The 14,140-nt window shown below is 62.2% G+C and carries 16 protein-coding genes; 4 read left to right on the top strand and 12 right to left on the bottom strand.

The window, feature by feature from the left end:
• The 5 genes from LCF60_RS21370 to LCF60_RS21350 all read right to left on the bottom strand — a co-directional run.
• On the bottom strand, positions 1 to 622 hold a 622-nt coding region (locus LCF60_RS21370), incomplete at its 3' end, for a polyprenyl synthetase family protein (RefSeq protein WP_292294565.1).
• A 6-nt stretch (positions 623 to 628) separates the two neighbouring features.
• Positions 629 to 871: an exodeoxyribonuclease VII small subunit gene (locus LCF60_RS21365; protein ID WP_292294564.1), complete on the bottom strand. Its 243-nt coding sequence runs from the start codon at positions 869 to 871 to the stop codon at positions 629 to 631.
• A complete protein-coding gene (locus LCF60_RS21360; RefSeq protein WP_292294563.1) occupies positions 868 to 1,794 on the bottom strand; it encodes a histone deacetylase family protein in 927 nt (308 codons plus the stop codon). The genes LCF60_RS21365 and LCF60_RS21360 overlap by 4 nt, the downstream gene beginning before the upstream one ends.
• A 51-nt stretch (positions 1,795 to 1,845) precedes the next feature.
• Complete coding sequence (locus LCF60_RS21355; RefSeq protein WP_292294562.1) at positions 1,846 to 2,547, bottom strand: response regulator; 702 nt, start codon at positions 2,545 to 2,547, stop codon at positions 1,846 to 1,848.
• A 1-nt stretch (position 2,548) separates the two neighbouring features.
• Entirely contained in the window at positions 2,549 to 3,058 is a 510-nt protein-coding gene (locus tag LCF60_RS21350; protein ID WP_292294561.1) for a MarR family transcriptional regulator, read from the bottom strand.
• A gap of 161 nt (positions 3,059 to 3,219) precedes the next feature.
• On the opposite strand from LCF60_RS21350, the gene LCF60_RS21345 reads away from it, so the two are divergent.
• On the top strand, positions 3,220 to 4,089 hold the full coding sequence (locus tag LCF60_RS21345; RefSeq protein WP_292294560.1) for a branched-chain amino acid aminotransferase: 870 nt from the start codon (positions 3,220 to 3,222) through the stop codon (positions 4,087 to 4,089).
• A gap of 175 nt (positions 4,090 to 4,264) precedes the next feature.
• Here LCF60_RS21345 and LCF60_RS21340 read toward each other — a convergent pair whose 3' ends face one another.
• The 7 genes from LCF60_RS21340 to LCF60_RS21310 form a co-directional block, all read right to left on the bottom strand.
• Positions 4,265 to 4,741 (bottom strand): hypothetical protein, encoded by a 477-nt coding sequence (locus LCF60_RS21340; RefSeq protein ID WP_292294559.1) that lies wholly within the window; start codon positions 4,739 to 4,741, stop codon positions 4,265 to 4,267.
• A 34-nt stretch (positions 4,742 to 4,775) separates the two neighbouring features.
• Complete coding sequence (locus LCF60_RS21335) at positions 4,776 to 5,102, bottom strand: hypothetical protein (protein WP_292294558.1); 327 nt, start codon at positions 5,100 to 5,102, stop codon at positions 4,776 to 4,778.
• Between the two features lie 246 nt (positions 5,103 to 5,348).
• A complete protein-coding gene (locus tag LCF60_RS21330) occupies positions 5,349 to 6,539 on the bottom strand; it encodes an ABC transporter permease subunit (RefSeq protein WP_292294557.1) in 1,191 nt (396 codons plus the stop codon).
• Between the two features lie 3 nt (positions 6,540 to 6,542).
• Entirely contained in the window at positions 6,543 to 8,240 is a 1,698-nt protein-coding gene (locus LCF60_RS21325; protein WP_292294556.1) for an ABC transporter permease, read from the bottom strand.
• A gap of 3 nt (positions 8,241 to 8,243) precedes the next feature.
• The gene (locus LCF60_RS21320; protein ID WP_292294555.1) at positions 8,244 to 8,531 is read right to left on the bottom strand and encodes a DUF1330 domain-containing protein; all 288 of its coding nucleotides are present in this window, start codon (positions 8,529 to 8,531) and stop codon (positions 8,244 to 8,246) included.
• Positions 8,532 to 8,631: 100 nt separating this feature from the next.
• Positions 8,632 to 9,747 carry an extracellular solute-binding protein gene (locus LCF60_RS21315; RefSeq protein ID WP_292294554.1) on the bottom strand — a complete coding sequence of 372 codons (1,116 nt, stop codon included), beginning with the start codon at positions 9,745 to 9,747 and terminating at the stop codon, positions 8,632 to 8,634.
• Positions 9,748 to 9,859: 112 nt separating this feature from the next.
• The gene (locus LCF60_RS21310) at positions 9,860 to 10,966 is read right to left on the bottom strand and encodes an ABC transporter ATP-binding protein (protein ID WP_292294553.1); all 1,107 of its coding nucleotides are present in this window, start codon (positions 10,964 to 10,966) and stop codon (positions 9,860 to 9,862) included.
• A gap of 562 nt (positions 10,967 to 11,528) precedes the next feature.
• Here LCF60_RS21310 and LCF60_RS21305 point away from each other — a divergent pair.
• The 3 genes from LCF60_RS21305 to LCF60_RS21295 all read left to right on the top strand — a co-directional run.
• Positions 11,529 to 12,188: an ATP-binding cassette domain-containing protein gene (locus tag LCF60_RS21305; RefSeq protein ID WP_292294552.1), complete on the top strand. Its 660-nt coding sequence runs from the start codon at positions 11,529 to 11,531 to the stop codon at positions 12,186 to 12,188.
• Complete coding sequence (locus tag LCF60_RS21300) at positions 12,166 to 13,788, top strand: capsule biosynthesis protein (RefSeq protein ID WP_292294551.1); 1,623 nt, start codon at positions 12,166 to 12,168, stop codon at positions 13,786 to 13,788. Before LCF60_RS21305 ends, LCF60_RS21300 begins: the two co-directional genes overlap by 23 nt.
• 152 nt (positions 13,789 to 13,940) lie before the next feature.
• Positions 13,941 to 14,140, top strand: a 200-nt coding sequence (locus LCF60_RS21295; RefSeq protein WP_292294550.1) for a DHH family phosphoesterase, incomplete at its 3' end; no start/stop codon positions are given.

Here is a 14,140-nt window from a genome sequence, read left to right as displayed (position 1 = left end):
GCGCGTTGGCATACCGGCTGAGCGGCTCGGGGTCGGCCTGTGCCATCCGCGCGCCCGCCTCTGCCGACCAGACGATCAGCGCCCCGGTCTTTCCGGCCTGCAACTCGGTGATCTCGTTCAGGGTCAGCGGCGCGCCGACGGTTTCCGCCGCCATGTCAAGCGCCTGCCCCAGAACCATCCCGCCGCGCCCCGAAGCGCGCGCAAGGCTCAGCGCCAGATCGGCCCTCACGCCCGCATCCACATGGCACGCCGGGTCGAGCACCAGTTCGAACCCAAGCGTCTGCAACGCGTCGCCCACCAGGACCGCCGTTCCGTCATCCCATTTGCGATGCACCGTGGGCAGGCCGCGGCGCAGGTCGTCATCGTCCATGCAGGGCAGATCGTCATGCACGAGGCTGTAGGCATGAATCGCCTCGATCGCCGCCGCGGGCCAGATCGCCTGCGCCTCCGGGACGTCGAACAGCCGTGCGCTTTCCATCACCAGGAATCCGCGCAGGCGCTTGCCCCCGGCGACCGCATAGCGCATGCCGTCGATCACTGGCAGATCGGCAGCCGCCCCAAGGACATCTTCAAGATGGGTACCGATCCGATCGGCATCGCGGCGCAGGGTGTCGGCGAACATGCCGTCTTACTGCGGATCGACCGGTGTCGTCCCGGTCGGTTGGCCATCGGCGTCCAGCGTAATCGCCGCGACCTTTTCCTGCGCTTCGTTCAGCTTGGCCTCGCAGCGCTTTTTCAGGGCGGCCCCGCGCTCGTAAAGCGCAATCGATTCCTCAAGCGCCACGTCACCGCGTTCCAGCTGGCCCACCACCTTCTCAAGCTCGGCCATCGCCGCCTCGAAGCTCATCTCTTCCACGGGTGTCTCGCTCATGACGCGGCCTCCATCAATACGTCCACATGCGCGCGCGCGCTTTCGGCAAGTGACGTCAAATCATACCCGCCTTCCAGTGTCGAGACGACGCGCCCCTGGCACAGCTCTGCCGCCAGCGCGCAAAGCTGCTGCGTCAGCCAGCGGAAATCCTCGGTCGACCACTGCAATTCGGCCAGCGGGTCGTCCTGATGCGCATCGAACCCGGCGGAAATGAGGATCAGATCGGGCTTGAAGTCGCGCAGGCGCGGGAAAACCTGAGCCTCGTAAGCCGCCCGCATCTCGGCGCCCCCGGATCGCGGCGGCAAGGCGATGTTCAGAACGTTGTCATGCGCGCCCCGCTCGGACGGATCGCCCGTGCCCGGCCAAAGCGGCATCTGCTGGCTGGTGACGGTCAGCGCGCGCGCCTCGTTCCACAGCAGGTCCTGGGTGCCGTTGCCATGATGCACATCGAAATCCACCACCGCAACGCGGGACAACCCATGCGCCTCGAGCGCGTGTTTCGCGCCGATCGCGGCATTGCCGAACAGGCAGAACCCCATCGGGGTCGCGGTCTCGGCGTGATGCCCCGGCGGGCGGATCGCGCAGAAGGCATTCCCGACCGTGCCGCCCAGAACCATGTCCACCGCCTTCACCACCGCGCCGGCAGCCCGAAGAGCCGCGTTGACGCTCCCCGGCGACATCCAGGTGTCCGGATCAAGCTGCCGATACCCGTCTTCCGGCGCGCCCGTCACGATCGCGTCGATATGCGCCTGCGGATGCACGTAAGCCAGGTGCGCCATATCCACCAGCGGGGCGGTTTCGCGCCGCAGGTCAAGCCCCTGCAAGCGGTGCAGCACGTGCTCCAGCCGCGCCACCCTTTCGGGATGCCCCTCCGGTGTCACATGTTCCAGACACTCCGCGTGAGTGATCAATGCCGTCGCCATGGGCGCGTCCCCCTGCTTCTTCTCTTTCCAAATATGCAAAGACCAAACCCGTCAATCGGGTGCAAGCATATACCCTGCGCCCCGCACCGTTTGCAGGTAGCGCGGCTGCTTCGGATTGTCCTCGAGCTTGCGGCGCAGACGCGTGATCTGCACGTCCACCGCGCGCTCCTGGCTCTGGCCTCGGTCGCGGCCAAGCTCCTCCACAAGCTGCGTCCGGCTCAGCGCCTCGCCGGGCTTGGCGGCAAAGACCTTCATCAGCTGGATCTCGGTCGAGGTCAGCCGCACGAGATCTTCGCCGCGCCACATCTCGCCGCGTTCCGTGTCATAGCGGATGGGCCCGAGGTTGAGATATTTCGGTGCGCCGTCATGCGCCACCTGCTCGGGCATCCGCCGCAGGATCGCGTTGATCCGCAAAAGCAGTTCTTTCGGCTCGAACGGCTTGGCAAGGTAGTCATCCGCCCCGGCCTCAAGCCCCGCGATGCGGTCCTCGGTCTCGGCCCGCGCGGTCAAGAGCAGGATCGGCGTGGAGGAATGTTCCCGGATGCCCCGCGTCAGGCTGATGCCATCCTCGCCGGGCATCATCACGTCCAGGACGAGCAGGTCGAAATCCAGCCCCGACAGGATGCGCCGCGCATGGGCGGCATCGCGCGCGGCGCTGACAAGGAATCCGTTGCGGATCAGGAATTTCTGCAACAGCCCGCGGATACGTTCGTCATCGTCGACGATCAGAAGATGCGCGTCGGGATCGGCCATCTCAGCGTCCTTCCCTGAGAGCGTGATAGGCGCGCTTCATGTCGTCATCCATCATCGCTTCCAACACCGTCTTGAACCCCGCCACGGCCTCGGGTCCAGCCTTGCGATAGGCATCGCGCATCCGGGCCCGCTGTGCATCGGACAATTGCTGTTCCAGCGCCTCTCCGGACTCTGTCAGGGTCAAATGCCGCTCTCTCTTGTCGCTGCGACCTACATGGCTTTCGACCAGACCATCTTCGATCAAGGTGCGCAACACACGGTTCAGAGATTGCTTGGTGACGCCGAGAATGGCCAGAAGATTGTTGACCGTCGTGCCCGGAGCGCAATGAATGAAATGGATCGCGCGATGATGCGCGCGGCCATAGGACAGCCCCTCTAGAATGCGGTCGGGGTCTGCGGTGAAGCCGCGATAGGCAAAGAACATCGCCTCGATTCCCTGCCGCAGCTGTTCATCCGTCAGATAGAGCAAGGCTTGCCCGCCAACCGTGCCTGTGCCCTGTCCCTCTGCCATTTTTTACCTCTTGACCGTCTTTTTTCCTGACGACCAATTTATGTCAGTGTTGTTGACATTCCAAGACTCAAATGGTAGCGAATCTCAGTTTTGGCGCAATAATATGTCCGCTGCGGACCTAAATTGCGCAATTATTGGAAATCCGGATGAGGAGAATGGACATGGCCGGAAGTTACGATGACCGCGACGGCAAAATCTGGATGGATGGCCAGTTGATCGACTGGCGCGAGGCCAATGTCCACATCCTGACCCATGCGATGCATTATGCAAGCTCGGTGTTCGAAGGCGAACGTGCCTATAACGGCAAGATCTTCAAGTCCCGCGAACATTCCGAACGGCTCAAGCGGTCGGCGGAAATGATCGACTTCGAAATCCCCTACACCGTGGACGAAATCGAAGCGGCCAAGAACGCCGTTCTCGAGGCCAACGGCCAGTCCGATGCCTATGTGCGCGCGGTCGCATGGCGCGGCGTGGGCGAGGACATGGGTGTCGCATCTGCCCGCAACCCGGTCCGCATGGCGATCGCAAGCTGGGAATGGGGCGCCTATTACGGCGACGCCAAGATGAAGGGCGCCAAGCTCGACATTTCCAAATGGAAGCGCCCGTCGCCCGAAACCATCCCGAGCCACGCCAAGGCGGCCGGTCTCTACATGATCTGCACCATGTCCAAACACGCGGCCGAGGCCAAGGGCTGTTCCGATGCGATGATGTTCGACTATCGCGGCTACGTGGCCGAGGCGACCGGCGCGAACATCTTCTTCGTCAAGGACGGTGAAGTGCACACGCCGACCCCCGATTGCTTCCTCAACGGCCTGACGCGCCAGACGGTGATCGGCATGCTCAAGGACCGCCAGGTCACGGTGCACGAACGCCACATCATGCCGGAAGAGCTTGAAGGCTTCGAACAGTGCTGGCTGACCGGCACCGCCGCCGAAGTAACCCCCGTGGGCCAGATCGGCGACTACAATTTCGAAGTCGGATCGCTCACCCGCGAGATCGCGGAGAGCTACGAGAAGCTCGTGCGCAGCTGATCGGCGCAGAGGTCACAGACAAAGGCCCTGCGCGCAACTCAGGCCGCTTGCCGGATGTGTTGCAGGCGTTGCCCGAGACGACAGTACCCGTGCGGCGGGACGCTTTCGGTTCTCTCGCGGATTTCCGCGAGAGAACCTGACCGCAATGGCGCGAAGAGCAGACCGTCCCCGGTGCTCATCTCTGCCTGATGTCTCTGCCCTTGCCATAGATCAAGGACAGAACAAGGCCCTCCACTGCAAGAACGATGGCCCAGAACCCAAGCTCGACGGCGACGAGAGCGGGCGGCTCTCCGAACATGTTGAAGGGTGTGTGAAACTCGAAATAGAGCGCCATCAACGCCCAGAGGATGACCGCAAAGCTCAGGCCACGCCAGACGACGCCGCGGGCCAGGGCCGGTTCGATCCAGAGAAAAACCAAGCCGTGCACGGCGCCGACAAGCGCGGCAAGGCCGAGGTAGAACGGCCCGTTTGTGAACATCAGCGGCAGCGGGTCCATCTCGAAGAGCACGGCGATCATTTTCCCGCTCTGCTGCTCGTTTGCGAAGAGGATGCCGTGGCCCAGCTGGAAGAACAGGATGTTGCTGACGATGTTGGCGAGGGTGAAGGCCACGGCACCGCCGATGAAGGCTCTGGCGAATTTCGTCAGCGTCACGGGGACCTCCTCTGGGGTATCGGTCGGCAATTGGTTAGCCGCGGCCTTGGTATGCAGGTTCCCGCCACGCCGCGTATCTCTTGCCCAGCCAGGGTGAAATCAAGCCAAGCCCCGAGTTCAGGAGCGCGATGGTCAGGGCGACAAGGACACTGTCGCCGATCCACAGGATGATCCCCGTCGCAGCGAAGACGACGGCCCATGCGAGAGAGAGCACAACATTCGCTTCGAGGAACAGCGGGTGACCCCATGCCTCTTTTTCTGTTGTCCTGCGTGCGACCCACGTCGTCCAAGGTCGTCCCGCGAGCACGCTCACGAGCGCACACAAGGACAGCAGGAGGAAGGCAATCTCGATAACTTCCACGTGCCTAATTTACGGGATTCGGCACATGCGTTCAATGTTGCGCCACGCTTCGCGACCGCGGGTCACTGGCGCCATTTCGAAACCTAACCCGGCACCGCATCCGGTAAGGCGCTAGCCCGCAAATGCAGGTCTTATTGTCATGCGCTGAACGGCTTTTCGAAAAGCCGTGGACCCGCATTTTCGAACATGCGGCCCAGGCGCGTTCGAACGCGCTTGAACAAAGCCGCTTCGAAGCGGCTTCCTGCCCTAACCCGGCGACAGGCCTCGGAGTTTCTCGGAGCGCCTCCGCAGGACTTCCACCGCTGTCAGCAGGCAGATCGAGATCGCCACGAGGATCGTCGCCGCAGCAAGGATCGTGGGCGAAATCTGCTCGCGCAGACCCGTGAACATCTGCCATGGCAGCGTCTGCAATTCGGCGGATCCGATGAACAGCACCACCACCACTTCGTCGAACGAGGTGATGAAGGCAAACAACCCCCCCGAGATCACGCCCGGCAGAATCAGCGGCATCTGCACCTTGAAGAAGGTCGTCACCGGGTTCGCCCCCATGTTCGCCGCCGCCCGCGTCAGGGACCGGTCAAAGCCCACCAGGGTTGCGGTCACGGTGATGATGACAAAGGGAATGCCCAGAACCGCGTGCGCCAGCACGATCCCCCAATAGGTGCCGACGAGACCGATCTTGGAATAGAAGAAATACATGCCCGTGGCCGAGATGATCAGCGGCACGATCATCGGCGAGATGAGGATCGCCATGATTGCCCGCTTGCCGGGCACGTGGCTCTGGCTCAGGCCGATCGCCGCCAAGGTGCCAAGCGAGACCGAGATCAGGGTCGCCACCGGTGCCACCATCAGCGAATTCTTCACCGCGCTCGTCCATTCGGGATTGGTCAGGAAGTCCCGGTAGTGCCGCAGGCTGTACCCCTCCGGATCGAAGCGCAGCATTTCCGGCGTGAAGGTAAAGAAGTTCTCGGCGTTGAACGACAGCGGCATCACCACGATGATCGGCGTGATCAGGAAGATGAAGATCGCACCGCAGATCACCCGGAAGGCGTAATGCCAAAGCACCTGTCCGCCGGTCAGATAGGGCACCAGATGCGCCCGGTAGCGGCCCATGCCGACCCAGTAGATGAACCATCCGAAGAACCACCCGAACAGGCCCCCCAGGATCAGTCCCGGCACGCCGCCCACGAGAAAGCCGGCAACGGCTCCGAGAGCGATCAGCCCCCACCGCACGGATTTTTCGGTGTTCTTGCCCAGCACTTCCATCGCGACGAACGCCAGCGCCGCCATCAATGCCGCGCCGACAAGCACCCCGAGCAAGCCCGAACCCTGCGCCGTGCCGATGAACAGCCCGGCAAAGCCTCCGGCCAGCGCCAGAACACCCGTGGTAAAGCCGATCGGCTTTTTCTCGATCGGTGTGAGAATGGCTTCCGACATGGCTCAGCCCCCCAGTTTCACGTTGTCGATGCCGACGATCCGGTCGTAGGCCCAGTAAAGCGCCAGAACCACCACCAGCAGGATCGTGCCCAAGGCAGCCGCAAGGCCCCAGTTGAGCGAGCTTGAAATGTGATAGGCGATCCGGTTCGAGATGAAGATACCCGAGGTGCCGCCGACGATTTCCGGCGTGATGTAATAGCCGATCGACAGGATGAACACGAGAATCGACCCCGCGCCGATGCCCGGCACCGATTGCGGGAAGTAGACCCGCCAGAAGCTGGTCCAATTGGTGGCGCCCAGCGATTTGGCGGCGCGGACGTAAGACGGCGGGATGGTCGACATCACCGAATACATCGGCAGGATCATGAATGGCAGCAGGATATGCGTCATCGCCACGATGGTGCCGAACTGGTTGTTGATCATCACGAGTCGCCCGTCATCGGCCACCATGCCGAGCCAGACCAGCACGTCGTTGATCACGCCCTGCTGTTGCAACATCACCTTCCAGGCGCTTGTTCGCACCAGGAGAGATGTCCAGAACGGCAGAAGCACGAGGATCATCAGCAGGTTCGCCTTGCTCGATGGCAGGTTCGACAGCAGGTAGGCGATCGGATAGCCCAGCAGGATGCAGCTGAAGGTGATGACAAGGCTCATGAACATGGTGCGCTGGAACAGCAGGCCGTAAATCCGCTCGTCCTCGTCGCGCAGGGCCGGGCCGTCCGGCGTCTTCTGCATATCCACGGAATTCAGGAAATACCCGGAGGTAAAGGCCGGGCTGTAGGTTTTTATGGTCCGCCAGATTTCCGGTTCAACCCAATCCTCGTCGATTTCCTCGAACCCGTCGCGGAAGCTGATCGTTTCAAACTCCGGAGTCGCGACCAGTTCATCGGCGGCTTGCAGCATTTCGGCCCGCGGCCCGTCATAGCCGGACACGTCGCCGGTCGACAGGTCTTGGTAAAGAGCCGTGTGCACGACGCTCCAGGGCTCTTCCTCGAGCGGACTGTCGCCCTCTTCGGACTGCATGTAGCGGGCAAAAATCTCGTAGGAGTTGGCGGCGCGTGGCAACACTTCGGCGATGTCCGATCGCAGCTCGAACTCGGGCATGTCGCCTTCGCCGTCCCACGCCTCCTGCGCGGCGATCCAGTCGGGGTCGCCCATCAGTTCGGCCCAGGGCCGCGCCTCGTCCCAATTCGCGTCAAGATCCTCGAACTGGTCCTGGTAGACCTCGCCGATATCGTCCACGCCGCGACCCGACTTCCGGAACATCGACGACGCGCCGGTCATCTCGTAGTTCAACCGCGATCCAAGCCGCGTGTGTTCCTTGCGTTCGGCGGCATAGAAGAGATCGTAATACGCGGCTTCGAACACTTCGTCAGACGGCACTTCCTCGGACGCGGCATCGTAATCCGCCAAGGCCCGGACGGTGCGCGGCAGCGTTTCGCTCACGATCTGGTTCTCGACCGACCGGAACAGCATGTCGCCGATCGGCGCGATGAAGCTGACCAGAACAAAGATCAGCAGCGGCGCGATCAAGGCCAGCGCCCGCAATTTCTGGGCGCGCAACGCGCGGTTCAGCGATTGCTTGAGCGGCGTGCCATCCGCCGCGAGAACCGGACCCTCGTCGGCCCTGTCGGCTGCGCGCAACGCGTTGTCCGGCGTCGGGCCAGTGATCTTGTCGGGTTCGGTTGCTGCGTCCGTCATGGCTCAGGTGCCCTCGACTAGGATGATTGTGCTGGTGGCAGTGCGACGGCGGATCTCCGCGACCTCCTGATAGGCGGGGTCGTGATACGCGCGCTTTGCCGTTTCGTAATCGTCGAATTCTATGACGACGTGGCGGTTCTGGGTGTCGCCCTCCATCGTCTCGGACTGTCCGCCGCGGACGATGAACCTGGCGCCAAAACCTTCGAGGATCGGCGTGTCACGCTCGATATACTCCTTGTAGGCTTCGGGATCGTTCACCGTGATATGGCCGATGATATAGCCTTTGGGCATGATTCAGTCCTTCAAATAGGGATGGGCAATCCTGCCCACCCCGGTCCTGTCGGGATGGGCGCTCTCGCCCATCCCAAGCTCATGTGCCTGAAGCAACCAATCAGTTGCGGGCCAGCCATGCCTGGAACTTCGCGTCGATATCGTCGCGATAGTCGGCCCAGAACTCGTAGTTGTAGACAAAGGTGTTCTGCGCGTTTTCCGGGTTGGTCGGCATGTGCGGCCCCATCGGAATACCCAGTTCAGCGTGTTCCCCCACGAGCGGCGCCGAGCTTACGCGCGCCGGACCATAGGAGATGTATGCCGCCTGATCTGCCAGACGCTGCGTATCTGTCGCGAACTCGAGGAAATCGAGCACACGGGCCAGACGGTCTTCCGGCAGACCTTCCGGGATGATCCAGCCGTCAAGGTCGAACACCTGCGCGTCCCACATCATGGCGACCGGCTGATCCTGCTCTTCGATGACGCTGAAGAGACGACCGTTATAGGTCGAGCCCATGAAGATTTCGCCATCCGCCAGAAGCTGCGGCGTGTCGGCACCGGCAGACCACCAGATCACTTCGTCCTTGATGGTGTCGAGCTTGGCAAGGGCGCGGTCCTGACCTTCGTCGGTTTCCAGAACGTCGTAGACGTCGTCCTTGGCCACACCGTCACAGAGCAGTGCCCATTCCATGTTGTTGATCGGACGCTGCTCGAGCGACCGCTTGCCCGGATAGGTTTCCAGGTCGAACACGTCGCAGATGTCGTTCGGCGCCTCGACACCTTCCGGAACCATGTCCGTGCGGTAGCCGAATGTCGTCGAATAGGCGATCTGCGGGATAAAGCAGTCGGACACGATCAGGTCGCCAAAATCGTCGCTGGCGGATGTGCCGTCAGGGGCGTCGGCAAGGATCTCGTCGTGGTCGACCTCCATCGCCAGGCCTTCGTCGCACAGGCGGATCGCATCAGCGGCCACCACGTCAACCAGGTCCCAGGTGATGTTGCCCGCTTCGTTCATCGCGCGCAGCTTTGCCACGGCCTCGTTCGAGCTCTCGTCCCAGGACGCGCTCACCTCGGGGTGCATTTCGAGATAGGGCTCGACATACGCCTTCTGTTGGCTGTTCTGGTAGGCGCCGCCCCAGCTGACAAGCGTCATGCTGTCGGCCATTTCCTGCGCTGACGCACCTACAGCGGCAACGGTCAATGCGCTGGTCGCCAAAAGTGTTTTGGTCAGGTTCATTTATATTCTCCCGTTTCGACCCGCTTATGACATGTGGTGACGCCCGCCGGGCCGAACGGTCGTCACCTGTGATGACACGGGGCCACGCAACGCGCCCCCGCGACAATCCAATTCAGTTGGGCGCATCCAGGGCGCGGCAATCCTCGGGCAACCACCCGATCTCGATTTCCGTGCCCGGCTCGAGCCGCACCTGGTCGGGTGCGTTTCTCGTCTTGATGACGAACTCGTCGTTGCCGGCAACCCGCAGACGCGTGCGGAAGATGTCGCCCATGTACACGAATTCGAGCACTTCCGCCTTCAGCGTGTGCGCGCCTTCCTGGAGACGATCCTTGTTGATCTCGACCCGCTCGGGGCGGATCGAGACGCGTGTGCGTTCTCCGACCTTGGTCACGTTGACCGGAACCGCGTCGATCAGCCCGCCATCGTCCAATTGGACAACGCAGGTTTCGCCCTTGATCTCGCGGACCGTGCCTTCCATCGTGTTGTTCTCGCCGATGAACTGCGCCACGAAACTGTTTTGCGGCCGTTCATAAAGCTCGTCCGGCGCAGCCAGCTGCTGGATGCGGCCGTCGTCGAACACGGCGACCCGGTCCGACATGGTCAAGGCTTCGGTCTGGTCGTGTGTCACATAGACCACGGTGATCCCCAGACGATGCGCGAGGTCGGTGATCTCGAACTGCATCTTTTCGCGCAGCTGCTTGTCCAGCGCGCCCAGCGGCTCGTCCATCAGGACCAGCTCGGGCTCGAACACCAGGGCACGCGCCAGGGCGATCCGCTGTTGCTGCCCACCGGACAGTTGCGCCGGACGGCGGCCTCCGAACGCGCCCATCTCGACCATGTCGAGAGCGCGCTTCACCTTAGTCTCGCGGTCCGACTTGCCGATCTTGCGCACCTCGAGCGGAAAGCTCAGGTTCTCGGCAATCGTCATGTGCGGAAACAATGCATAGTTCTGGAACACCATGCCGATCCCGCGCTTGTGCGGCGGAATGTTGTTGATCGGTTTGCCATCCAGCCGGATGTCGCCATGGGTCGCGGTTTCGAACCCGGCCAGCATCATGAGGCAGGTGGTCTTCCCTGAACCCGAGGGGCCGAGCATGGTGAGAAACTCACCTTTCGGCATGTTCAGGTTAAGGTCTTTCACGACAAGCTGTACGCCGTCGTAGCTTTTCTGCACTCGATCAAATTCGACGAACGCGTCCGTATGCGACGAGTCGGGCAAAAACGAACTCCCTGTAATTTCCGCGGATTTGTTCCGCTTGTCTTCCATGAATAAATCGCGTTGCGTTCAGCATTGCAACACGAATGCTCAAGTTCTGCGTCACACTGGCCATTTGCAGAACATTTATACAGTCGCGCGCGGGCATAGCGGGCAAATTCCCTGCTCAAGCATGGATTTCGGTCATTTTGCCAAGCATCGCTTTCCCGAAACCCAGCCCCTGTTCCAACGCCCAGACGCAATTCGAGCGGCAAAAAACGCGGGTTCGGCACACAATCCTGCCGATTCGCACGCCGTTCAACGGGGATTTCTGCATGTTTTCCGCCGCGTTCAGATCTCTCAGAGCATCGTGTTCGCTACAGGGAGATCGAAACACTGCTCGCTGGTTTCGGCACCGCAACTGCGACGCCCTGCACCCGATCGCGATGCCACCGGAATGACACACGGGTTCAGAGACAATATCCGGAATTTGCTATGGATTAGCCACAATCCAGTCAAACTCGACCTCTAAACCCTTTGGAAACCATACCGTGCAACCTCTGTACGGATATGAATCGGGGTATCGATGCTGGAATTCGACAATGTGAGCAAATCGTTCTGGACCGGGTCGCACCGCAAGGTGATCCTGGACCGGGCGTCGTTTCGCGTCGAACTCGGACAGTCGCTGGGCATTCTCGCGCCCAACGGCACCGGCAAGACCACGCTGATCAAGATGATGGCAGGGCTGGAAAAACCCGACGAGGGTGAGATCCGCAAGACCAGCCGGGTGTCCTTTCCCCTCGGCTTCATGGGCGGTGTCGTCACCAAGCATACCGCGATGGAGAACTCGCGTTTCATCGCCAAGCTGTACGGACTCGACCCCGACTACGTGGAGGCGTTCTGCCGCTGGCTCTGCGATCTGGGGGAATATTTCGACCAGCCGCTTGGCACCTATTCCTCGGGGATGCGCGCGCGCTTCACCTTTGCGCTGATGCTGGCGCTGGATTTCGACATCTACCTCGTCGACGAGGGAATGCCGACCTACACGGACGTGGAATTCAACCGCAAGGCCGGGGATATCCTCGCCGAACGGCTGCGGACCACGACAATGATAATCGTGTCTCACCAACCCGAGACGCTGGCGCGCTTTGCCAGCAAGGCTGGCGTCCTGATGGACGGCCAGTTGCACATGTTTGACACCTTGGAAGAAGCGAAACAGCTCTATGACTACGAAACCCAAGGCTAAACGATTCCGCATCCGTCGCTCGATGCCCCTTTCCGGTGGCGGACAGATGGCTGCGGCCGGGCCTGCGGCGGTTGCGACGGCACAACCGGCGCCCGAGATGATCCAGCCGCGGGTGCAACGCCCCTCCGACGGGGGGGTGGAAAAGGCACTCGCCGCCATTCGCGAAGAAGGTCTGACCGGACGGCAATTGCGCATGGCGCGCCGCATCGCACAGAAACACGGGCTCGATCCGGCATCGGATTTCGAAGCGGTGTACCTGCTGCGCCTCAAGGGCGTCGATCCGTTTCAGCGCGAAAACGCGCTTGACCTGATGGTTTCCCAGTCGGCCACCGCCAGGCCGCAGCACGAGACCACGGCCCGCGACACACCCCTGGCCGAAAAGCCGCAACTGCCGCAGACCAGACGCGACGACACCAGAAACCTGCCGGCGACCGACAACCGCTCTCCCGCGGAACGTCGCGCCCAGGAAATCATGGCCATCCAGAAGGACATGGCCCGCCGCCGCACACGCCGTCTGCGGATGCTCTTTGCGCGCCTGGCCACCTTCGTGCTGCTGCCCACCCTCATCGCGGGCTGGTACTTCTTCAGCATCGCGACACCGATGTACGCATCAAAATCCGAATTCCTGATCCTCAAGGCGGAAACCGGCGGCGGCGGCATGGGCGGGCTGCTGTCCGGCACGCAATTCGCCACCAACCAGGACGCCATCGCGGTGCAAAGCTACCTGACCTCGAAAGACGCGATGCTGCGGCTGGATGCCGACGAAGGTTTCAAACCGCATTTCTCGCAGCCCGACCTCGATCCGCTGCGCCGGCTCGGGGCCGATGCAACGACCGAGGACATGTTCAAGCTCTACAAGAAATACGTCCAGATCGGCTATGACCCGACCGAAGGCGTGATCCGGATGGAAGTCGCTGCCGCCGACCCGCAAGTCGCGGCGAGCTTTTCGACAGCCCTGATCGGCTATGCCGAGGAGCGCGTCGACAACCTCTCCGCCCGCAAACGCGAAAACGCGGTCAAGGATGCCCAGCTTGGCCTGGACGAGGCCGAACAGGCCCGCCGTGTCGCCCAGGAAAAGCTCGTGCGGCTGCAACAGGACAGCGCCGTTCTCGATCCGCGGGCACGGATCGCATCACTCCAGGCGCGGATCGAGACAGTCGAGACCCAGCTTCAGGAGAAGAACCTGCAGCTTCAGGCCCTGATGGACAACGCGCGCCCCAACCTTGCCCGCGTCGAGGGCGTCGAGGCCGACATTCGCCGCCTCGCGGCGCTCAAGGCCCAGATCAACGCGGAAATGACCGCCGAAAGCGAAGGTGCAGGGTCCCTGGCCGAAACCGCCGTGCAGATCCAGTTGGCCGAGGCCGATCTGGCGACGCGCGACATGATGCTGGCCGCCGCCCTGGAACGGCTTGATCAGGCCCGCCGCGATGCCGACAGCCAGGCGCGGTACCTCACCACCTCCGTCTATCCGCTGGCAGCTCAGGATCCCAGCTATCCGCGGGCGTTCGAAAATACGCTGCTGACCTTTCTGATCTTCTCGGGCATCTACCTGCTGATCTCGCTCACCGCCTCGATCCTGCGCGAACAGGTCTCGAACTGAGCACGCGGCGGCGCATCGATGCGCCGCCAGTCCGCGTCGACGCGGACTCCCCCCGACCACCCGCAGCGATCGCGAAACTGACACTGGTGACATCCCGGATCGCGCGCCCTATAAGGCGCGCGACGTGACGTTTGGCAGAACAAAGGCGCCCCATGACAACCCTCGTATTCGGACACAAATCCCCCGACACCGACAGCACCGGCAGCCCGATCATCTGGGCGTGGTACCTCAACCAGATCAAGGGCGAAGACGCCAGACCGGTCCTGCTCGGCGAGCCCAACACCGAAGCCGCGTTCATGCTCGACCACTGGAAGCTCGACAAGCCCGAGATCATCTCGACCCTGGACGCCGA

Source organism: Marivita sp. (assembly GCF_020055635.1).
GTDB lineage: Bacteria > Pseudomonadota > Alphaproteobacteria > Rhodobacterales > Rhodobacteraceae > Marivita.
This window is presented reverse-complemented; position numbering and strand designations above follow the sequence as displayed.